This window comes from Brevibacillus sp. FW306-2-1A-C05A (assembly GCF_058781555.1).
Map to the genome: position 1 here is coordinate 1 of NZ_JBYSWV010000004.1, position 20,024 is coordinate 20,024.

The 20,024-nt window shown below is 55.3% G+C and carries 20 protein-coding genes and 2 riboswitches; of the genes, 15 read left to right on the forward strand and 5 right to left on the reverse strand.

The window, feature by feature from the left end:
- The first annotated feature begins 172 nt into the window (after positions 1-172).
- Positions 173-272: riboswitch (purine riboswitch) on the forward strand.
- Positions 273-403: 131 nt separating this feature from the next.
- Positions 404-1,837 (forward strand): NAD(P)/FAD-dependent oxidoreductase, encoded by a 1,434-nt coding sequence (locus tag AC3WJN_RS05050; RefSeq protein WP_007777327.1) that lies wholly within the window; start codon positions 404-406, stop codon positions 1,835-1,837.
- A gap of 101 nt (positions 1,838-1,938) precedes the next feature.
- On the opposite strand, the gene AC3WJN_RS05055 is transcribed toward AC3WJN_RS05050, so the two are convergent.
- Both AC3WJN_RS05055 and AC3WJN_RS05060 read right to left on the reverse strand, forming a co-directional pair.
- The gene (locus AC3WJN_RS05055) at positions 1,939-2,355 is read right to left on the reverse strand and encodes a MarR family winged helix-turn-helix transcriptional regulator (RefSeq protein ID WP_005827560.1); all 417 of its coding nucleotides are present in this window, start codon (positions 2,353-2,355) and stop codon (positions 1,939-1,941) included.
- Between the two features lie 201 nt (positions 2,356-2,556).
- Positions 2,557-3,180, reverse strand: a complete 624-nt coding sequence (locus AC3WJN_RS05060) for a DUF3298 and DUF4163 domain-containing protein (RefSeq protein WP_007777323.1) — start codon at positions 3,178-3,180, stop codon at positions 2,557-2,559.
- 163 nt (positions 3,181-3,343) lie between these two features.
- Between AC3WJN_RS05060 and AC3WJN_RS05065 the strand changes: the two genes are divergently transcribed.
- The 7 genes from AC3WJN_RS05065 to AC3WJN_RS05095 all read left to right on the forward strand — a co-directional run bounded on the left by AC3WJN_RS05065 (position 3,344) and on the right by AC3WJN_RS05095 (position 11,292).
- Positions 3,344-4,819, forward strand: coding sequence for a methyl-accepting chemotaxis protein (locus AC3WJN_RS05065; protein WP_005827563.1), 1,476 nt, complete (start codon positions 3,344-3,346; stop codon positions 4,817-4,819).
- Positions 4,820-4,918: 99 nt separating this feature from the next.
- Positions 4,919-5,040: riboswitch (SAM riboswitch) on the forward strand.
- Between the two features lie 194 nt (positions 5,041-5,234).
- Positions 5,235-6,263 (forward strand): BMP family lipoprotein, encoded by a 1,029-nt coding sequence (locus AC3WJN_RS05070; RefSeq protein ID WP_005827564.1) that lies wholly within the window; start codon positions 5,235-5,237, stop codon positions 6,261-6,263.
- Between the two features lie 121 nt (positions 6,264-6,384).
- Positions 6,385-7,914 carry an ABC transporter ATP-binding protein gene (locus AC3WJN_RS05075; protein WP_007777320.1) on the forward strand — a complete coding sequence of 510 codons (1,530 nt, stop codon included), beginning with the start codon at positions 6,385-6,387 and terminating at the stop codon, positions 7,912-7,914.
- Entirely contained in the window at positions 7,889-8,959 is a 1,071-nt protein-coding gene (locus AC3WJN_RS05080) for an ABC transporter permease (protein WP_007777317.1), read from the forward strand. The genes AC3WJN_RS05075 and AC3WJN_RS05080 overlap by 26 nt, the downstream gene beginning before the upstream one ends.
- The gene (locus tag AC3WJN_RS05085; RefSeq protein ID WP_007777315.1) at positions 8,946-9,860 is read left to right on the forward strand and encodes an ABC transporter permease; all 915 of its coding nucleotides are present in this window, start codon (positions 8,946-8,948) and stop codon (positions 9,858-9,860) included. The genes AC3WJN_RS05080 and AC3WJN_RS05085 overlap by 14 nt, the downstream gene beginning before the upstream one ends.
- A gap of 42 nt (positions 9,861-9,902) precedes the next feature.
- Positions 9,903-10,565: a sulfite oxidase-like oxidoreductase gene (locus AC3WJN_RS05090; protein ID WP_005827568.1), complete on the forward strand. Its 663-nt coding sequence runs from the start codon at positions 9,903-9,905 to the stop codon at positions 10,563-10,565.
- Between the two features lies 1 nt (position 10,566).
- A complete protein-coding gene (locus AC3WJN_RS05095) occupies positions 10,567-11,292 on the forward strand; it encodes a nucleoside phosphorylase (protein WP_007777312.1) in 726 nt (241 codons plus the stop codon).
- A 62-nt stretch (positions 11,293-11,354) separates the two neighbouring features.
- Here AC3WJN_RS05095 and AC3WJN_RS05100 read toward each other — a convergent pair whose 3' ends face one another.
- The 3 genes from AC3WJN_RS05100 to AC3WJN_RS05110 are packed head-to-tail and all read right to left on the reverse strand — an operon-like array spanning position 11,355 to position 13,657.
- Positions 11,355-11,681, reverse strand: coding sequence for an ArsR/SmtB family transcription factor (locus AC3WJN_RS05100; RefSeq protein WP_005827573.1), 327 nt, complete (start codon positions 11,679-11,681; stop codon positions 11,355-11,357).
- A gap of 24 nt (positions 11,682-11,705) precedes the next feature.
- Positions 11,706-13,460 carry a SulP family inorganic anion transporter gene (locus AC3WJN_RS05105; RefSeq protein ID WP_005827575.1) on the reverse strand — a complete coding sequence of 585 codons (1,755 nt, stop codon included), beginning with the start codon at positions 13,458-13,460 and terminating at the stop codon, positions 11,706-11,708.
- Positions 13,461-13,516: 56 nt separating this feature from the next.
- Positions 13,517-13,657, reverse strand: coding sequence for a hypothetical protein (locus tag AC3WJN_RS05110; RefSeq protein ID WP_155808538.1), 141 nt, complete (start codon positions 13,655-13,657; stop codon positions 13,517-13,519).
- A gap of 102 nt (positions 13,658-13,759) precedes the next feature.
- Here AC3WJN_RS05110 and AC3WJN_RS05115 point away from each other — a divergent pair, with 102 nt between their 5' ends.
- The 7 genes from AC3WJN_RS05115 to AC3WJN_RS05145 are packed head-to-tail and all read left to right on the forward strand — an operon-like array spanning position 13,760 to position 19,997.
- The gene (locus AC3WJN_RS05115; RefSeq protein WP_005827577.1) at positions 13,760-14,359 is read left to right on the forward strand and encodes a glycerol-3-phosphate responsive antiterminator; all 600 of its coding nucleotides are present in this window, start codon (positions 13,760-13,762) and stop codon (positions 14,357-14,359) included.
- The gene (locus AC3WJN_RS05120) at positions 14,337-14,999 is read left to right on the forward strand and encodes an HAD family hydrolase (RefSeq protein WP_007777304.1); all 663 of its coding nucleotides are present in this window, start codon (positions 14,337-14,339) and stop codon (positions 14,997-14,999) included. The genes AC3WJN_RS05115 and AC3WJN_RS05120 overlap by 23 nt, the downstream gene beginning before the upstream one ends.
- Before the next feature lie 4 nt (positions 15,000-15,003).
- Positions 15,004-16,071, forward strand: coding sequence for an ABC transporter ATP-binding protein (locus AC3WJN_RS05125; protein WP_005827580.1), 1,068 nt, complete (start codon positions 15,004-15,006; stop codon positions 16,069-16,071).
- Positions 16,071-17,027 (forward strand): carbohydrate ABC transporter permease, encoded by a 957-nt coding sequence (locus tag AC3WJN_RS05130; RefSeq protein ID WP_007777301.1) that lies wholly within the window; start codon positions 16,071-16,073, stop codon positions 17,025-17,027. The genes AC3WJN_RS05125 and AC3WJN_RS05130 overlap by 1 nt, the downstream gene beginning before the upstream one ends.
- A gap of 27 nt (positions 17,028-17,054) precedes the next feature.
- Complete coding sequence (locus tag AC3WJN_RS05135; RefSeq protein WP_005827584.1) at positions 17,055-17,882, forward strand: carbohydrate ABC transporter permease; 828 nt, start codon at positions 17,055-17,057, stop codon at positions 17,880-17,882.
- Positions 17,883-17,911: 29 nt separating this feature from the next.
- Complete coding sequence (locus AC3WJN_RS05140; protein ID WP_005827586.1) at positions 17,912-19,246, forward strand: ABC transporter substrate-binding protein; 1,335 nt, start codon at positions 17,912-17,914, stop codon at positions 19,244-19,246.
- Positions 19,247-19,277: 31 nt separating this feature from the next.
- Complete coding sequence (locus AC3WJN_RS05145) at positions 19,278-19,997, forward strand: glycerophosphodiester phosphodiesterase (RefSeq protein WP_007777298.1); 720 nt, start codon at positions 19,278-19,280, stop codon at positions 19,995-19,997.
- Positions 19,998-20,024: the final 27 nt, after the last annotated feature.

Genomic DNA, 20,024 nt, shown 5'->3' on the forward strand with positions numbered 1-20,024 from the left:
AAGAAAGTGTTTGGGTTGGAAGACCGCCTACGAATCATTCATGGAGGCAGTGTCGCACTTGGCTTGACAATCCGTCATTAAAAAATGTAAACACGAATAAATGGGCTGAAGAATATTGACTTGATTCAGCTTATACGCTACTATACATATTGTTGTTGGCTACAAGACTGGCTTGATGAATACATGACAAATTCGTATATCCTCAAAGATATGGTTTGAGGGTCTCTACAGGGAACCGTAAATTCCCGGCTACGAATGAGGATGTTTTTTGACATACCTTATTCGTCGGCCGGGAATTTTTTGCGTTGTCGTCTGTTGCCGCGGGCAGGGATAGACAGCACAAGAGCCATCTATGCTTGGTGAAAGCCTAGTATTCCAACATGCTTACGGGGAGGAACTGGAAGTGAAGAAATACGATGCGATTGTGGTAGGAGCAGGACCAGCCGGAATTTTTACATGTTATGAGCTGACGCGAAAAGCGCCGAATGCCAAGGTGCTTCTCATTGATAAAGGGCACGACATTTACAGCAGACGCTGTCCGATCCTGGAAGAAAAAATCAAGCTCTGTCCGCCGCCTGCCGGGAAAAAGGACTATGCGGGCTGTCTGCCGGCCTGTTCGATTACCAGCGGTTTTGGTGGAGCAGGCGCTTACAGTGACGGCAAATTCAACATCACGACGGAGTTCGGCGGCTGGATGACGGATTACCTCAGTCCTTCCACTGTGCTTGGTCTAATCAAATACGTCGACGAAATCAACCTGGAGCACGGCGCGACCCGCACGATTACCGATCCGACGACAGAGACGATCAAAAGCATCGAGCAGCGCGGGTACGCGGCAGGGCTCAAGCTGCTGCGCGCACAGGTGCGCCATTTGGGCACAGAGCAAAACCTGGAGATTTTGCAGTCGATTTTTGAATATTTGAAGGAACGGATCGACATGATGTTCAAGACCGAGGTCGAGGACATTTTGACGGTCAAGGAAGACGGCGGCCATCGCGTGAGAGGCGTCGTCCTGAAAAACGGGGGAGAGTACGAGAGTGACTTTGTCGTGATCGGACCTGGCCGGGACGGCTCGGCTTGGCTGACCAACATCCTGAAAAAGCGCCGCCTGAAAATGTACAACAACCAGGTGGACGTCGGGGTGCGCGTAGAGACGTCCGATGTCGTCATGCGCGAAATCAACGAGCATTTGTACGAGGGCAAGTTTATTTTCAAAACATCCGTCGGCACGCGGGTCCGCACGTTTTGCAGCAATCCGTCCGGGCACGTCGTCGTGGAAAACCACAGCGGGGTCATGGCGGCAAACGGGCATTCCTACAAAGACCCGGCGCTCGGCTCGACCAATACGAACTTCGCGCTGCTCGTTTCGCATACGTTCACGGAACCTTTTGACAAGCCGAACGAGTACGCGCGCGAGATATGCAAACGCGCCAACGATTTGTCCAACGGCGGCGTGATCGTGCAAAAGTACGGCGATATTTTGCGGGCGCGCCGCTCTACGGAAGCGCGGATCAAGGAAGGCTTCCTCGAGCCGACCTTGAAGGAAGCCGTGCCGGGCGATCTCGGACTGGTGCTGCCTTACAATACGATGAAAAGCCTCATTGAAATGGTGGAAGCGCTGGACAAGGTCACGCCGGGAATTGCCTCGGAGCACACGCTGTTTTACGGCGTCGAAGCGAAATTTTACTCGGCGCGTCCCAAGCTGACAGAGGAGTTTGAGACGGAAATCAAAGGACTGTTCTGCGGGGGCGACGGGGCAGGGATCACGCGCGGACTGGCGCAGGCGGGTGCGGCAGGCGTCTGGATGGCGCGCAGCATGGTCAAACGGATGATGTAAACAGCAACCCGCAACAGGGAAAAGGGCTTCTGCTTGAGCACGGCTGCTTAGCCGCTCAGGAGTAGAAGCCCTTTTGTCGTGTCGTCGTATCAAAAACAAGCCTACGCTTGCGTATTCAAATTTTCCGTCATCTTTTTCAGCACCCGGTTGAAGACGGCAAGCTCGTTCTCGTCCAGATCGCGCAAGGCAACCGCTTCCAAATCGCGCGCCGCTTGCAGCCACTGGGGAAAACGCTCGATTGCCGCAGGCGAGAGCGACACGTACCGTTCCCGCTTGTCGTCGCCTTCTGAGCGGATGATCCAGCCCATCTCTTCCAGCCGGGTCAATGTCCGGGTAATCGTCGGGGCTTCGACATTCAGGTAGTTGCTCAGTTGCACCTGCGTCAAAGAGTTGCGGTAGTGCAGGCAAAGAATAATGCTCCATTGCGAGCTATATAATCCCATCGGGGACATGATTCCATTCAATGTTTTACTGAAGACTCTGGCAGCTTGGCCGATCTTGTGACCGTAATGTTGCATGATATCAGACCTCCAGGAAAAGCTGGTTCGAAAGACGAAGCGCTTGATTGCTTAAGTAAATATGTACAAATAACATAGTAGCAGTTCAGGACATATAAGTAAATGTTTATTCGAGTGGAAAAGAAGGCGTTTTTCTGACAAAAATAAAGCCGATGCCGTTTCAAGGGCATCAGCTCGGGGAAGAAGGTAAAAGGAGGGCTGTTAATCGGCAGCCAAAATGCCAAGCGGCCCGTTTTCGTCAATGATGGGCTCCAACTCGTAGATGGAGATGGGAAACATCGGGAAGCCGACATAGTACGGGGTGATTTCGTACAGTTGGAAGTAAATGACCAATGATTTGTCGGCAACGTAAAAATCTTGATCGGGCTTGATCGTGGTAAAACCGTTCAGCGTCGGGATTTGCCGCGCCTCGATCTGGCGTTTGATGTTCGCGGACAGGACGTTGACGTAGTCGCTGCCCGGCTTGAACAGCTCGCGCAGCGTATAGAGCTTGCCTGTATGGATGTTTGCCGTCACCGACCCGAGGAAGGTCATGCCGTGGGCCATTTGCGGAGTGTACGCGTAATTGCTCATGGTGACGCTGAAAATGCCGCGCTCGTTCGTTTTGATTTCGTAGCTTCCTTGCATTTGGGTATTTCCCGGTACTTGTACCCGTTGCTGTTCGTGAATCAATCCTTGGACCGTTTGCAAAATGGCGCGGTTGATGTCTTTTTCTGCTTGCTGATTGGCTAGCCCTGCCAGTTGCGGGTAATAAATCATGGTATTCGGACGTTGGATCGTCCGCGTCAGCACGGTGGCTGGCAAAAGATTGCGTTGTTCTTCCACGGTTCTTAGTTCCTTTCCAGATGTCTTAAAATAAGGGGTATGATAGTAGCCTATTCGTCACTGGTTTTGGCTGTTCTCACTTTTTTCACAAATTAGTCAATCTGAGCGCGATATAATGGAAAAAGAATCCGATACATAAGTAGCAGGGAAAAGGGGGGCAACTATGATTCAATTGGTTCGCAACACATTAACGGACAAAGAAGGCTTTATGATTTTTATCCTATGGAACCATCTGTGGATGGCGGGACTCATTGCCTATCAAGTCGACGCTAATTTCTGGAAAGTGACTTCCCTCGGATTGCTGGTCACCCTTATTGTTTCGCCTTTTTACTTCATCAAAAGAGACAGCCATGTCATTCGTTATCTGGTAGCGATCGGACTTATGTTTTACGCGATTTCGTTCGATCATTTCACGACGTATCCAGAAGTTACGTTTCTCGCTTTTGTGGTCATGGGTTTTCTCGCGGCTTACCTGGATTGGAAGCTCGTAGTGACAGCCGGAATTGCGCAAATCATCGTGACGCTGGTCGGATTTTACACAGGATCGTACGAGATTTTCAGCGGCGATTTCACCGAGCTGAATCTGGTGCTACGCATCATGGCGATTCTGATGATGATGGGAGCGGTGACGTACCTCTGTCTGGCGGGACAAGCGTCCTTGCAGAAGGCAAACATCGCCCGCCAGGAAGCGGAAGAAAAAGAGCGTCGCCTGGGAGAGATGCTCGTCCATATCCAACAGATGACCGAGCAGATCGACCGTACGACAGAGCACGTACACGAGCATGCCGAAGGAACGAAACGCAATACGGATGAAATGATGATCGCCTTCAAGGAAGTGGCGACGGGCATGGAGTCGCAGGCGAACTCGACAGTGAAGATCGAGGAAGAGGTGCAGTCGATCGACCAGGAGATCGTGGCGGTCACCACGCAGACGAACGCGATGAAAAGCGAGTCCGACCAGAACAACCGCCGCCTGAAAGAAAGCGTCGACATGATGAAAGAGCTGTCGCAGCAAATGGAACAGATCGTTTCTGCCGTCAACGTGGCAGCGTCGACGATTCACCAGCTCAACCGCCAGGCCAATCGGGTCGAGGAAATCGTAGGAGCCATCAACCAGATTGCGACGCAAACGAACCTGCTTGCGCTCAACGCCGCCATCGAGTCGGCGCGTGCAGGCGAGCACGGCCGCGGCTTCGCCGTGGTGGCAGACGAGGTGCGCAAGCTGGCGGAGCAGAGCGCAACCGCTACACAGGAAATTACCGAGATTCTCAAATCGCTCCATCAGGAAAGCGAGAACGCTGTACAGCAGATCAGCAACGGGGAAGCTTCGGTGGCAAAAGGCCAGGAGCTGGCTGTGAAAACAGTGGCGTCGATCGAGGCGGTGCGCTCCGGCATGATGGCCTTCCTGCAGGCAGCGGAGCAGGTCGGCTCCAGCATGAACCGGGTAAAAATGCGCTCGGGCGAAGTGGCGATGGAAATGTCGACCATTACCGCTGTCACCGAGCAGTCGGTCGCCAATCTGGAGGAGCTTTTCGCCACAGCGGAAAACCAGCATCAAAAGGTGCGGGAAATTACCGAAGAGCTGGGGGAACTGAACAATCTGTCGCATCGGCTGCAGGAAACGTTTCACAGACAATAGGCGCCAAAGTGTAAAATTGGCGAGAACAGTCTGAAAAAACAATTGCTTTTTCAGTTTGTTCTGCTAGAATGAATGCATTGTAACTTGATAGTTTTTATCTCCTTATCGAGAGCGGCGGAGGGACTGGCCCGATGAAGCCCGGCAACCACTGGACATGCGTGACATGGACAGAAAGGTGCCAATTCCTGCAAAACCTGTACCGGGGTTTTGACAGATGAGGAAGAGGACGGCTTCGGACGCAAACTCTTCCTTCGGGAAGAGTTTTTTTGTTGTCAGGAGGGGTAATACACGAACGATAAAATATTTTTATTGCAAAATATTCGTGTTTAGTATTGATTTTTTCGGAAAAAAGCCGTACATTACGTAGTAGGATACAGAAAAAACGTAGAACGTTCGGATGGGAGCGGAAGACACCATGAAGAAGTTGTTGTTAGCATTCACCACTTTTGCTGTTTTGGCTGCGGGCTGTTCGGCTGGCGGAAATGCGCCTGCTGACAAGCCAAAAGAAGAAGCGGCAGGGCAAGAAGGCGCGGCGAAGAAGCGCATTGCGCTGATTTTGCCGGAAAAAATCGGGGTAAACCCGTTCTTCCAGCAAATGGACGAAGGCGCGAAAAAAGCAGGACAGGAATTTGGCGCAGAAGTAAAAAGCATCGAGTCTACTGACCACGGCGCCATCGAAGAAAATTTGCGCGTTGCGGTAGCGGAAAACTACGATCTGATTATCACTTCTTCTTTTGAAGCGGAAGACGCGCTGAAAAAAGTGGCAGCCGAAAATCCTGACCGCAACTTCGCGATTATTGATACCGTAGTAGATTTGCCAAACGTGCGCAGCGTTACCTTCCGCGAGCAGGAAGCGGCTTACCTGATGGGCGCTGCGGCAGGTCTTGCCACGAAGACAAACAAGGTCGGCATGGTTGTCGCCATGGATATTCCGCTGTTGAAAAAATGGACAGGCGGCTTCCAGGAAGGCTTGAAAGCAACCAATCCAAACGCGGAGTTCCTGGTGAACTACGTAGGAAGCTTCTCTGACCCGGCAAAAGCGAAGGAGCTGGCGCTGCTGCAAGCATCCAAAGGCGCCGACTTCATCAACGGAGCGGCAGCAGTAGGCGACCTCGGCGTGTTCGAGGCCGCGAAGGAAAAAGGCTTCTATACATCGGGACAGGACGTTGACCGCACCACGATCGACCCTGAGCACATCGTGTTGTCCCAGCTCAAAGGGACAGATGCCGCTGCGTATGAAACCGTGAAGTCGTTCGTAGAAGGCTCGTTCAAGCCGGGTGTCGTCACTTACGGCTTGAAAGAAAAAGGCGTAGGCGTAACGTATGTGACGCACGAGAGCCAGACGCCTCTGAACGCTTTTATTGGCCAGGAAGTCGTGGACAAAGTAAAAGCGATCAGCGAGGAGATCATCGCTGGTACCCGCAAAGTGCCAGACTCGTTTTAACAGCTAGCGCACAGTGCATGATTGTGACCGACTACAACTGTGTAGTCGGTCTTCCTTATATGCAAGGCAAGGAGCAGAGGCAAGGAAGAGAAAGGCTAGGCGCAAAGAAGGAGGAGCAAGGATGACCGATCGTTTGGAAATGCGGGCCATGACCAAGAAATACGGAGATTTTATTGCAAACGACAAGGTCTCGTTTTCGCTTGCTGCGGGAGAAGTCCACGCCATCGTCGGGGAAAACGGCGCGGGCAAGACGACGCTGATGAGGATGCTGTACGGCATGGAGCAGCCTACGTCCGGCGAGATCGTGCTAGGCGGCAAGCCTGTCGCTTTTCGCGGGCCGCAGGACGCCATTCGCAGCGGGATCGGGATGGTGCACCAGCACTTCATGCTGTTTGGCGAGTTTAGCGTGGCGGAAAATATCGTGATCGGCTACGAGCCGCAGCAGGCCGGATTTTTCCGCCGGAAGGACGCCGTGGAAAAGGTCCGCGCACTAAGCGAGCAGTACCGGATTCCGATAGATGCGCAGGCTAGAGTGTCCAACTGCTCCATCGGCGAGCAGCAGCGTGTGGAAATTCTCAAGGTGCTGTACCAGGGAGCGGACATCATCGTGCTGGACGAGCCGACTGCCGTGCTGACGCCGCTTGAAGTTCGCGAGCTGTTGCAGACGATCCGCAATCTGGCGGAGAGCGGGAAGAGCGTCATTTTGATTACGCACAAGCTGCAGGAAGTGATGGAGGTCGCAGATCGGATCACGGTGTTGCGCGGCGGCAAGGTGACGGGCACGGTAGCGCGCGACGAGACGAATGTGGACGATCTGGCCCGGCTGATGGTCGGACGCGAGCTGCGGGAGCTGAGCGAGCGCGTCGATCTGGAGCGGGGGCCGCTTTTGCAGGTGGAGAACTTGACGGTTCGGGAAAAACAGACGCTGCTCGACCGGGTCAGCTTTACCGTGCATCACGGGGAAATCGTCGGCATCGCGGGCGTATCGGGCAACGGCCAATCCGAGCTGCTGCAAGCGATCAGCGGCTTGCGGACGGTACAGGAGGGAACGATTCGGCTGGGCGGCAAGGACATCACCAACCAGACTGTCGCGACGATTCGCGAGGCGGGCTTGGCGCACATCCCGGAAGATCGCTACTTGTGGGGGACGGCCAAGCTGGAGAGCGTCGAGGAAAACGCGCTGATGGGCTACCAGCGAAAGCCTGCGTTCAATCGGCGCGGCGTCGTGTTGCGCGAAGCTTTTCGCCAGGTCGTCAGAGGCTGGGTAGAAAAGTTCGCGATCAAGACAGGCTCCAGACAGCTTCAGGAGCTGGCCGGGAATTTGTCGGGCGGAAATCTGCAAAAGCTGATCGTGGCGCGCGAGCTGGGACATGAGACTCCGTTTTTGATCGCGGCAGAGCCGACCCGGGGTGTTGATATTGGCGCGATGGAGTACATCCATCAGGCGCTGATCGACAAGCGCAACGCAGGCGACGGGATTTTGCTGGTCTCGTCCGAGCTGTCGGAAATTTTGGCGCTGTCAGACCGGATTTTGGTGATGTACAAAGGGCGGATCGCCGGAGAGCTTTCGCGCAAAGAGGCAACCGAGGAAAAAATCAGCGTGTTAATGGCGGGAGGAAGCGTTCATGGCAGCAATCAAAGAGCTGGGTAAATCACTGGTTCAGCCGCTTTTGGCGGTTGTCATCGGGCTGTTGATCGGGGCGCTCGTCATCGCTTCGGTAGGGGAATCTATCCTGGGCACGTATCAGGAAATGTGGAAAGGGGCCTTCGGCAGCTTCTACTTCTTCACCTCTACCTTGGCGAGAGCGACGCCGATCATGCTGATCGCCTTGGGGCTGTCGCTTGCTTTTCGGGCGGGAGTGTTCAACCTGGGGGCAGAAGGACAGATGGTGCTCGGGGCGATCAGCGCTACGCTCGTGGCGATCTATTTGCCCGCACCGGGAGTCGTGAAGCTGGTGGCGGCGATTTTCACGGGGATGGCGGCAGGCGGTTTGTGGGCGCTGCTGCCGGGCTTTATGGAGGCGAGATTCCGCATACCGCTGCTCATCTCCACCTTGCTGTTCAACTATATCGCCGTTCTGTTCGCAAGCTACCTCGTAACCGAGCCGTTTCGCGACCGCAGCGGTTCGGCGGCGCTGGCGCAGACGGTCATGCTCGATAAAAGCGTCTGGTTGCCCAAGTTGTTTGCGGGGATGAGTGTGCACGCGGGCTTTTTGTTTGCCATCGTCGGTGCCGCGATCCTGTTTTGGGTGATTCGCTTTACGCCGTTTGGCTATGAAGTGAAAATGCTCGGACAAAACCCGCTGTTTGCCCAGTACGGGGGGATCAACGGCATTCGCGTCATGCTGACGGGCATGTTTGCGAGCGGCGGATTGGCCGGCCTGGCAGGAACGGTCGAGGTGCTGGGGGCGCACTATCGTTTTGTCGACGGCGCTTTGACGGTGCCGAACTTCGCCTGGACAGGGCTGATGGCAACGCTTTTGGCGAACTCCCATCCGGTGGGTGTCGTGTTTACCTCGATTCTGCTGGCTGCATTCCAGACGGGAGCGATGGGCGTGGAGCGCAACACAGAGGTACCGCTGGAGCTGGCCAGTGTGATTTCAGCCGTGCTGATCCTGTTTATCTCGGCTAAATTCAGCTACGACTGGTGGAAAAAGCGGAAAGCAAAAGGGGGAGAATCTCATGGAACTGCTTGATTGGTCCCTCGTCAGTTCTACCATTCGGATGGTGACGCCGATTTTGCTCGCGGCATTGGGGGGAGCGCTGTGCGCGCGGGTTGGCATTTTTAATGTAGGGCTGGAAGGCATGGTGCTCGTTGGCGCCTTTTCCGCCATCGTCGGCAATCACTTTACCGGGAATCTGTTCCTCGCGATCTTGATCGCGGCGCTGACGAGCGTTCTTTTTTCCCTGCTGTTTGCCTATATGACGATCAAGCTGAAAGCAAACGAGATCGTCGTCGGGGTGGCGATCAATTTCCTCGCGCTCGGTCTGACGACGTTTGCGTTGCGGGCGATTTTTGGCGTCAAGGGAGCTTTTTACGATAAAGACATGGCAGGCTTGCCGAAGTGGGACATTCCGGGGCTACAGCACATTCCGGTCGTGGGCGAGGTCGTATCGGGGCATTCGCCGCTCGTCTACCTCGCGTTTGTGGCCGCGATTGCGCTCTATTTGTTCTTTTACAAGACGGTTACCGGCTTCCGGGTTCTCGCCGTCGGTTCCAATCCGGTGGCTGCCCGCAGCCTTGGGTTGAAGGTAGCAGGCTTGCAGGTGCTCGCGATCGTCATGTGCGGCGCTTTGTGCGGGATTGCCGGAGCGCAGCTTTCTTTGGGGCAAGTGACGATGTTTTCGGAAGGGATGACCGCGGGTCGCGGCTTTATCGCCCTGGTCGCGATGATGATGGGGCAGTCTCACCCGCTGGGAATTTTGGCGTCGAGCTTTCTGTTCGGCTTGATGGATGCGCTGAGCATTCGTCTGCAAGGCTTCTCGCTTCCGACGCAGTTTACCTCGATGCTGCCGTATTTGCTCACGGTGGTGGCGATGTTCTTCCTGAAGGATCGGATGCAAGCCGGAAGCAATAACCAGCAGAGCACCCGGTAACAAAAGAGGGCGCAGTCAGCAAAGACCAAGGGGGTACGCAACATGAACAAGGCAGATCGGATCAAACGGATGAAGGTGCCGGCGGTCGACCCGGCATTGGCCAAACGGCTTCCGCCAGGACAAGTATTGACAGAGCGCTTTCCTATTTTGCACGAGGGCGAAGTGCCCACCTACGACATGAAGGACTGGACGCTGCGCGTGTTTGGCGAGGTCGACCGGGAAGTTACGCTCAACTACGAACAGCTCATGGCGCTGCCGCAGGTGACGGTGAAAAGCGACATTCACTGCGTGACGCGCTGGTCGCGGTTTGACAATGCATTTACAGGCGTGCGCTTCCGTGATTTTTTGCAGGCAATCGGTGTCGTGCCCGCCGCGTCCTACGTCATGCTGCACGGCGATCACGATTACACGGCGAATGTGCCGCTGGCCGACCTGATGCGCGACGATGTGCTGTTGGCCCATTCCTTTGACGGGGAGCCGCTGACGGACAAGCACGGCTGGCCGCTGCGCCTGGTCGTCCCGCACCTGTATTTCTGGAAAAGCGTGAAGTGGCTGCGCGGCATTGAGTTTATGCGCGAAAACAAGCCTGGCTTCTGGGAGCAAAACGGCTTTCACCTGATCGCAGACCCGTTCCGCGAAGAGCGGTTTTCCGGTGAGGCGTTGCCGATCCCGGAAGACGAATGGGAGAAAAAGGAGTTTGATTGAGATGCTGACCAATCTGAAAGTAGACCCGGAACAACTGCCAAAACGCGCTATCGTCTGCGGCGATCCGAAACGCGCTGCCTTGATCGCCTCCAAGCTGGAAAACACGCGGCAAATTGGGGAAAATCGCGAGTACCACAGCTATGCCGGAAGCTGGAGGGGCACGGAGGTAGCGGTAGTCAGCCACGGCGTCGGTTCGCCTGGAGCGGCTGTATGCTTTGAAGAACTGGCGAAGGGTGGCGTACAGGTCATCATCCGCGTCGGGACGGCCGGATCGTATCAGCAAGAAATCGAGCCGGGCAGCCTCGTCATCAGCTCGGCTGTTGTGCGCCAGGACGGGCTTACAAGCCAGTTGGTTCCGCCCGGTTTCCCGGCTGTCGCCAATCGCCGCGTGGCAGATGCGCTCGTGCAAGCAGCAAAAGCGCACGAATCCGGGCTGCACGTAGCGGAAGGCATCACGCTGACGCTCGATGTTTTTTACAGCGGCGTCCTGGAATTTCCGCACAAGCTGTACCAAAAAGCAGGGGTGTTGGCTGTCGAGATGGAAAACTCCGCGCTGTTCGTCATTGCCGCGCTGCGCGGCATGAAGGCCGGGTCGATCCTCGCGATTGACGGCTACGCCGATGCCGATTTGCTTGCCTCGTACAACCCGCACACAGAGACGATGGCCAAAGCGATTGAAGCCGAGGCGCTGATTGCGCTGGATGCGCTAGTGTCCGTTTCCGCATAAAAATGAAGCAAGCCCGGGACGATGAGAAGTCCCGGGCTTTTTCTTTTGCCATACGACAGCCGCTATTCTTCATTGAAGCGATCCAGCATCGAGATCGTGTCGATCAGGTGGTTGTTGAAAATTTGCCGGGCAACGCTGAGCAGCTCGATAATCATCGGGTCGCGCAAGGAATACGTCACCTTGTTTCCGTCCTTTGTTCCGTACACGATGTTGTTGTTGCGCAAAATAGCGAGTTGCTGGGAAACGGCCGAGCCTTCGCTGCCGATGAGCGTTTGCAGCTCGTTCACGTTTTTGTCTCCCTCCGCCAAGAGCTCCAGAATCCGAATCCGCAGGGGATGACCCAGTGCTTTGAAGAAATTCGCTTTAAATTGCTGTAGCTCCAAATTCAATAGCAGGTTCCTCCGATCTTTTCGTCATACCGATGTTTGGGATGTTTGCTGCACGCAAGCCGTTTGCGAGTGAGGATCAGCCAGGCTCGCGCATTCCCGGAAAGCAAAGTGCTGGCAGCCCAGACATTTGCCGACGTCCAGCCGGCGCAGGGCGTACTCGATTGCCTCTCCGGTGTGGTCGAAAAAGTGTGCTTCGCCGATGAGCGCATAAAGGCCCGTGCGCTCTAAAATTTGTTTCGGGGCGTTTTGGATTCCGGAGACGAGTACCGTTGTTCCCTGACTCATGCATTGTTTCACGATCCGCGACAAATTGGCTTCGCCCGTCATGTCCAGAAACGGTACTTTGCCCATTCGCAGCAGCAACACTTTTGGCTGATGCTGCAACGTGTTCGCAAGCGAGCTTTCGAACAGATCGGCATCCCCGAAAAAGAGCGGTCCCTCGATCGTGTAGATGCTGATTTGCGGGCAATCGTGCTGGGACGTCACCATGTGAGGCGTGACCTTCTCATGCTTCAAGGAAGGGTCGGGCAATACTTTGGCTACTCGCAGGCTTTCGCGCATTCGTTTGATAAACAGCAGCACGGCCAGCACCAGCCCGACCTCGACGGCGGTAGTCAGATTCGTAAAGACAGTCAACAAAAAAGTAATCAGCAGCACGAGAGAGTCGCTCGTCCTTGCTTTCAGGATGTGCGCAAATTCCTTGCGCTCGCTCATGTTCCAGGCGACCAGCATCAGAATCGGCGCCATGCTCGCCAAAGGAATGTGCGAGGCGTAAGGAGCGAGCAGGACGAGAATGAGCAGGACGACGATGCCGTGGACGATTCCGGACACAGGGGAGGTCGCTCCGCTGCGGATATTCGTCGCGGTTCTGGCAATCGCGCCTGTAGCGGGTATTCCCCCGAAAAGCGGCGTCACCATGTTGGCGATGCCTTGCCCGATCAGCTCCTGGTTGCTGTTGTGGCGACTGCGTGTCATGCCATCCGCGACTACCGCAGACAGCAAAGACTCTATCGCTCCTAGTATAGCAATGATTAGAGCGGGACTCAGCAGTTTTTGGACGCGCTCCAGCGTAATTTCAGGAAAATGGAAGCCGGGCAGCGCGCTGGGAATCTCTCCGAAGGTCGAACCGATCGTCGCGACTTTTCCTTCGAAAAAGAGGAAGGCAACGACGCTGGAAATGACCAGGCCGACGAGCGAGCCTGGAATATTTCGCACGAAGCGCGGCGTGATTAAAATAATGGCGAGACTCAAGACTGCCGTCGCTACGCTGTACAAGCTGGTTGTATCGAGGTGAACGGCGACTTCCTTCATGTTGGACAAAAAGTCCTCGTGCCGCTGCACTTGCGACAGACCGAGGAAATTGGCGATCTGCCCCGTAAAAATAATGACGGCAATCCCGGCGGTAAATCCGATGGTGACGGGGCGGGGGATGAATTTGATAAGTCCGCCAAGCTTGAGCAGCCCCATCAGGACGAGAAGAATCCCGGCCATGAAGCCCGCGAGCAGCAAATCCTCATAGCCGTACTGCATGACGATGGCAAACAAAATCGGGATAAAGGCCCCGGTCGGCCCGCCGATCTGGTAGCGGGAGCCGCCAAAGAGCGAGATGAGCGTACCCGCGATGATGGTGGTGTAAATCCCGTACTCCGGTTTGACGCCTGAGGCGATCGCGAACGCCATGCCAAGCGGAATTGCGATAATCCCTACGATTAGTCCTGACACGCAGTCTTTTCTGAATGCTTGCGTATTGTAGCCCTCAAATCTAGCGGCCCACTTCATGGTAGCAACCCTTCTTTTCGTATATTCGAATATTTGATTATTTGAATATAGATGGATCATACTCCTGCTCGGCGATTTTCGTCAATCGCATCCTTACAGGAACTTTGCCCTTTTTTTACAAACGCTTCAAGTTCTCTTAATGCTGGTGCATTACCATTCAAAGTAACAAGTGAATACATCCCTTCGGTTGGAGCCATGGAGAAACCCCCGACAGCCTTTCCAAGCACTTTCATCGAGAGTTCTTTGGCAATTGTCATGTCGCTGTGGGTTTTTTTGTTGTGGGCAAAGGAGGCTTACGAATGAATCAGGAGCAGTTTCATGCCAGGCTGGCCGCGTACAAGCTGATCGCTTCCGTGAAGGAGGCGAAGTACCTGGAAAAAGCGGCCGAGGCGCAGGTGAGTGCCGCGGTGCTCTCGATCGGCAATATCGGTGTGATAAAAGGCTACGTGGACTTTTTCAAAAGCAGGAATATCCCGGTGTTTCTTCACCTGGAAAGAATCGGCGGCATCAGCTACGACCGGGAAGGCATCGCCTTTTTGGCGCATTACGTGAAGCCGGACGGGATTGTGACCACGCGCAATACGCTGGTCAAGCTGGCGAAAAAGCAAGGCTTGTTGACGATCCAGCGGCTGTTTCTCGTCGATAGCGACTCGCTCAAGTCCGGGCTGTCGTCTCTGCAGGAAACGCAGCCTGACGCGGTCGAGCTGATGCCTGCCCTCTTGCCGGAGTACATCGCGGAGTACAAGCGGGTGATTGATATTCCGATTATTGCTGGAGGATTAATCCGCAAGCGGGAACAGATGGAGGAAGTATGGCAGCATGGAGCGACTGCGGTGTCAGTCGGCAGCCCCCTATTGTGGAAGGAGAGTTTTTTGCATGATTCAAGCGTTGCTGTTTGATCTGGATGGCACCCTGCTGGACAGCCGGGATGCGGTCATCGACGCGGTCGCCTATACAGCAGAAGAGTATGCGCCGGGTCACTTCAGCCGGGAAGAGCTGCTCGCGCGCTTTGGCGAGTCGTTTGACGATTTTTTGGCGGCTGTAGCTGCGGCAGCAGGCGTGCCTGACAAGCACGAGGTGCTGGACAAGTACTTTGCCTACGTGCGCGAAAACCATGCCCGGCACGTCCGCCTGTTTCCTTACGTGCGAGAAGGGCTGGAAAAATTGAAGCAGGCGGGCTACCAACTGGCGGTTGTCACCAACAAGCAGCGGGAATTTGCGCTGGCCGGGCTGGAGCAGGCGGGGATTGACAGGCTGTTCGACGTGATCGTCACCGTCGACGACGTGACGAGAGGCAAGCCTGCTGCCGAGCCTGTGCACAAAGCGCTGGCAAGTCTGGGCAGATACCCGGAGCAGGCGATGATGATTGGAGATAGCCGCTACGACGTGCTGGCGGCTGTTGCCGGCGGGGTGTCGGCCGCAGTGCTGGAGTGGTACGGGCAAGAGGAATGGCTCTACGCGGTACCTGATTTCCGCTATGCCGATTTTGAGTCATTTGTCACTGATATGCTGGCCGCCAAGGCGCAAGGAGGGAGATGAAGAAATGGCGCGAGTGGTATTGCAAGGGGTAACGAAAACCTTTCAGAACCAAAAGGTGGTCAAAGGACTGGATCTGGTGATTCCGGACGGCTCCTTTACCGTTCTGGTAGGGCCATCGGGGTGCGGAAAATCGACGACTTTGCGGATGATCGCAGGTCTGGAGACGGTGTCAGGCGGGGATATTCTCATTGGCGATCAGGCGGTGAACGCGTTGCCGCCCGGAAAGCGCGATGTCGCCATGGTGTTTCAAAACTACGCGCTCTACCCGACGATGAACGTGTTCGACAATATCGCCTACGGCTTGCGAAACCGGGGAACTTCCAAAAAAGAATGCAAGGTGCTCGTAGAGGAAATCGCGGAAATCGTCGGGTTGTCCGACTATCTCAAGCGCAAGCCGTCCCAGCTCTCCGGGGGTCAGCGGCAGCGCGTCGCTCTCGCCCGGGCGATGGTGAAAAAGCCAAAAGTATTTTTGATGGACGAGCCGCTGTCCAACCTGGACGCGAAGCTGCGCAACCAGATGCGCGTAGAGCTGACCAGCCTGCACAAACAACTCGGAAGCACCTTCATCTACGTGACGCACGACCAGGTGGAGGCGATGACGATGGGCGACCAGATCGTCGTCATGAGCGACGGACACATCATGCAGGTGGCGGCCCCGATGGATTTGTACCAGGAGCCGGAAAACTTGTTTGTCGCCCAGTTTATCGGCTCGCCCGCGATGAACGTCGTGCCGGCGGAAGGCAGAAGCGAGCAGTTGTGGGGATTTCGCCCGGAAAAAGCGCTGCTTTTGCCTGCAGCGGTCTCCCCGGTTCCGGCCGACGACAGATGGGTGGCAAAAGGCCAGATCGTCTCCCGGGAAATACTCGGCTCGGACACGCTGTTCCATGTGGAGACGGAAAAAGGCAGGGTAATCGTCAAGGCCGACACCGAGGAAGCGGGGCAGCTTGGCGCAGCCGTTACCGTCACAGTCGCAAAGCCGCACATGTACGTGTTTGATCGGGCAAGCGGAAAAAGAGTGGGCCGACTGGGCGGACGCGAGCAAGTATCGACGCTTGCAGGAGGGGTGAGCTGATGCGAAAGGCGGCAACTGCCCACGAGCTGCCGGGTACCGGACAGGTGCAGGCAAAAGCGGCTGTGAAGCCTGCGACATGGCTGGAGCTCGCGACGCGTCTTCGCCCGTACCTCTATCTGGCGCCTGCGATGATCTGCTTTTTGCTGTTCTTTTTTTACCCGATCGGGTCGATCATCTATTTGAGCTTTTTGGACTGGTCGCTGATTAACCTCGAAGAAATGGATTGGGTCGGGCTGCAAAACTACCGCGATTTGCTCGGCGACCAAGATTTTCGGCAAGTGCTGGGCAATACGGCGGTCTTCACCGTCGCGACAGTGGGAATCGGCTTGACGCTCTCCTTTTTGCTCGCGCTGTGGCTGAACAAGAAGGCAAAAGTGTACGGAATCATCCAGGCAACAGTGTTTAGCCCGCACATCATCTCGCTCGTTTCTGTCTCTATGCTCTGGATGTGGCTGATGGACCCGCAGTTCGGGCTGCTGAACGCGGCGCTCGAAGCTGTCGGGCTGCCGGGATACACCTGGCTGACCGATCCGAAAAGCTCGTTGTTGTCTCTCATCATCGTCAGCATCTGGAAAGGCGTCGGGTACAACACGCTCATTTTCATTGCCGGGCTGCAAAGCATTCCGGGAGACATTTACGAGGCGGCCGCGCTCGATCAATCGCCTTGGTGGCGGACGCTTGTGCGGATTACGGTACCGATGCTGTCACCGACGATCTTCTTTTTGCTCATCATCAATACGATCTCGTCGTTTCAGGCATTCGATACGATTGCGATCATGACCCAAGGCGGGCCGATCAACAGCACGAACATGCTCGTCTACTACATTTACGAGCAAGGGATGGATTTTTACAACGGCGGGCTGGCTGCGGCTGCATCCGTCATCCTGTTGATTCTGGTAGGGATTTTAACGGCACTGCACTTCGTGTTCATGTCCAAGCGTGTGCACTATCGTTGACGACATGCGAGAGAAAGGAGGAACAGTATGAAACGAGTGGGTGCAATCTCTTTGAAAACAGCAGAGTGGGTCGGGCTTTTGGTTGTCGCTTTGTTGTTTGTGTTTCCGTTTTTATGGATGGCCTCTACCGCCTTCAAGACGATGCCGGAGGTCAGGCAGTTTCCGCCGACCATGCTGCCTGAATCGTGGGAGTGGAGCAATTTTGCCCACGCCTGGGAGTCTGGGCCGTTTCTCATGTACACGGTGAACAGCATTTTGGTGGCCGTCGGAATTTTGGTGCTGCAGTTTTTGACCGCAGTTCCTGCTGCCTATGCGTTTGCCCGCTATCAGTTTCCCGGCCGCAACTTGTTGTTTGGCCTCGTGCTGATCGTCCTGATGATTCCCGGACAGGTGATCTTTTTGCCGATCTACGTGCAACTGAGTGGCTGGGGGCTGGTCAATACGCTCTGGTCGCTGATTATTCCATACGCGGCGAGCGCATTCGGAATTTTCCTGCTTCGCCAGGCGTTCATGCAGGTGCCGGACGAGGTGATCGAGGCGGCGCGGCTGGACAATGCCTCGGAGTGGAAAATCATGTGGACGATCATGGTGCCGATGGCGAAGCCGGTGCTGGTCACATTCGGGCTGTTCAGCTTCATTTATCACTGGAACGACTACTTCTGGCCGCTGATTATGACCAACAGCGACGAGGTGCGCACACTGCCGATCGGGATTTCGAGTCTGCACATGTCAGACGGCGGCACGCTGTGGAACGTCATGATGGCGGGGAACATGATCCTCATCCTGCCGATTCTCGTCATTTTCTTCGTGGCCCAGCGCCATATCATCAAAGCGTTTGTCTACCAATCCAAATAATCGAAAACGATGTGGGAGGAAACCAAATCATGAAGGCGATGAAAAAGACAGGAACGATTCTATGTGCACTTGCTCTCGGCTTGTCAGGCGTACTGGCTGGCTGCGGCTCGACTGGCAAGGAGCAGGCTGCCGGCACGGGCAACGCGACTACCCAGCCGGCAGCGGAAACAGCGGCAGAAAACGGCCCGGTGGAGATCGACTTCTGGTATGCGCTCGGCGGCGTGCGCGGGAAAACGATTGAAGATATGGTCAAAAAGTTCAACGAGACACATAAGGATATTAAAGTAAAAGCGGCATACCAGGGCGCTTATCAGGAGAACCACTCCAAGGTGCTCGCCTCTGTCGCGGCGGGCAACAATCCCGATGTGACGATGGTAGAGATCGCGTCGATCGCCGCCTTTGCCGATGCGAAAGTACTGGAAGATTTGACGCCGTACTCGCAAGGCGAGGAGAAAAAATACATTCCCGGCCTGATGAAAAACTCCTACTGGAAAGACAAACTGTACGCCGTGCCTTTCAACCGTTCCACACCGCTTCTGTACATCAACCGCGACATGCTCAAGGAAGCGGGGCTCGATCCGAACGGCCCGAAAACATGGGATGAGCTTATCAGCTTTTCGCAAAAGCTGACCAAGAAGGAAGGCGACAAAGTTACCCGCTACGGCTTCTCCACACCTGTTGACATCTGGTTCTACGAGGCGCTTGTATTCCAGGGCGGCGGCAGCATTTTGAGCGAGGACGGCAAGGAGCTGACGCTGAACAACGAGGCGGGCAAGGCACCGCTTGAGCTGTGGTCCAAAATGGTCAAGGAAGGGCTGATGAAAAACCCTCCAGGCGAAAACTACAACGCGTGGGATGTAGCGGAACAGGACTTTTTGAACCAAAAGGTCGGCATGATTTTCACCACGACAGGCTCCTTGACGGAGTTGAAGAAAAATGCCAAATTTGACATGGGGGCAGCTTTCCTGCCAGCGAATAAAAACTACGGTACGCCTACAGGCGGCGCCAACCTGGTGATGCTGGCGAAGTCGTCTGACGCCGAGAAAAAAGCGGCGTGGGAGTTCATGAAGTGGATGACCGACACCGAGCAAACAGTGCCGTGGTCGATCGCTTCCGGATACATGCCTGTGACGACTGACGCTGTAGATTCGCCGGAGATGAAGGCATTCTATGAAAAAGATCCGAACTTCAAGGTCGCGGTCGATCAGTTGCAATACGGCTATCCACGTCCGATGGCCCCTGGCTACAAAGAACTGCAGGATGTCATCCAGAAAGAACTGCAACGCGCCATGCTCGGACAGGCAACGATTGACGAAGCACTGCAAAATGCGACGGACAAAGGCAGCAAGCTGCTGAAAAAATAAGAGCGGCACGATACAGAGAGGAGCTCGCGACATGAACATATGTATGGCCCATCGCGGCTGGTCGGGCAAAGCACCGGAAAATACGATGGCTGCGATTCAACTGGCGCTGGCCGAGCCTGCGATCCAGGCGATGGAGATTGACGTGCAGTTGACGCGTGACGGTGTTCCGGTCCTGATTCACGATTTTACGCTGGAGCGCACGACGAACGGAAGCGGGCTAGTCAAAGACCACACGCTTGAGGAACTGCGCCAGCTCGATGCGGGCAAATGGTTCGACGAGAAGTTTGCAGGCGAAAAAATTCCGACTCTGGCGGAAGCGCTGGCTGCGATCAAGGGCCACTGCACGCTGAACATCGAGCTGAAGGCGACGAGCGACATGTACCCGGGAATTGCGGAAAAGGTGCTGGCGCTGGTGGAGCAGTACGGAATGAAGCAGGAAGTGTATGTGACGTCGTTTGACCACGAACTGATTCGCCACGTGCGCACGCTCGATCAGGAGGTGCAGACGGGGCTGATCGTCTACGGCCGTCCCGTGCTCATGCTGGAGCAGATCGAGGCGGCAGGCGCCAGCATCTTGTCCATGGGCTATCCGTATCTGACGCGGGAGCTGACAGCCGCCGCGATTGAAAAAGGGTTCAAGGTCATAGCCTGGACGCTAGATGAGCCTGCGTACATCCGGGAAGTCATGTCCTGGCATCCCGAGGTGCAAATTTGCACCAACCATCCTGACCGGATGCTGACACTGGGCTAAGCGAGCATGAACAAAAAGCCGTCGGGG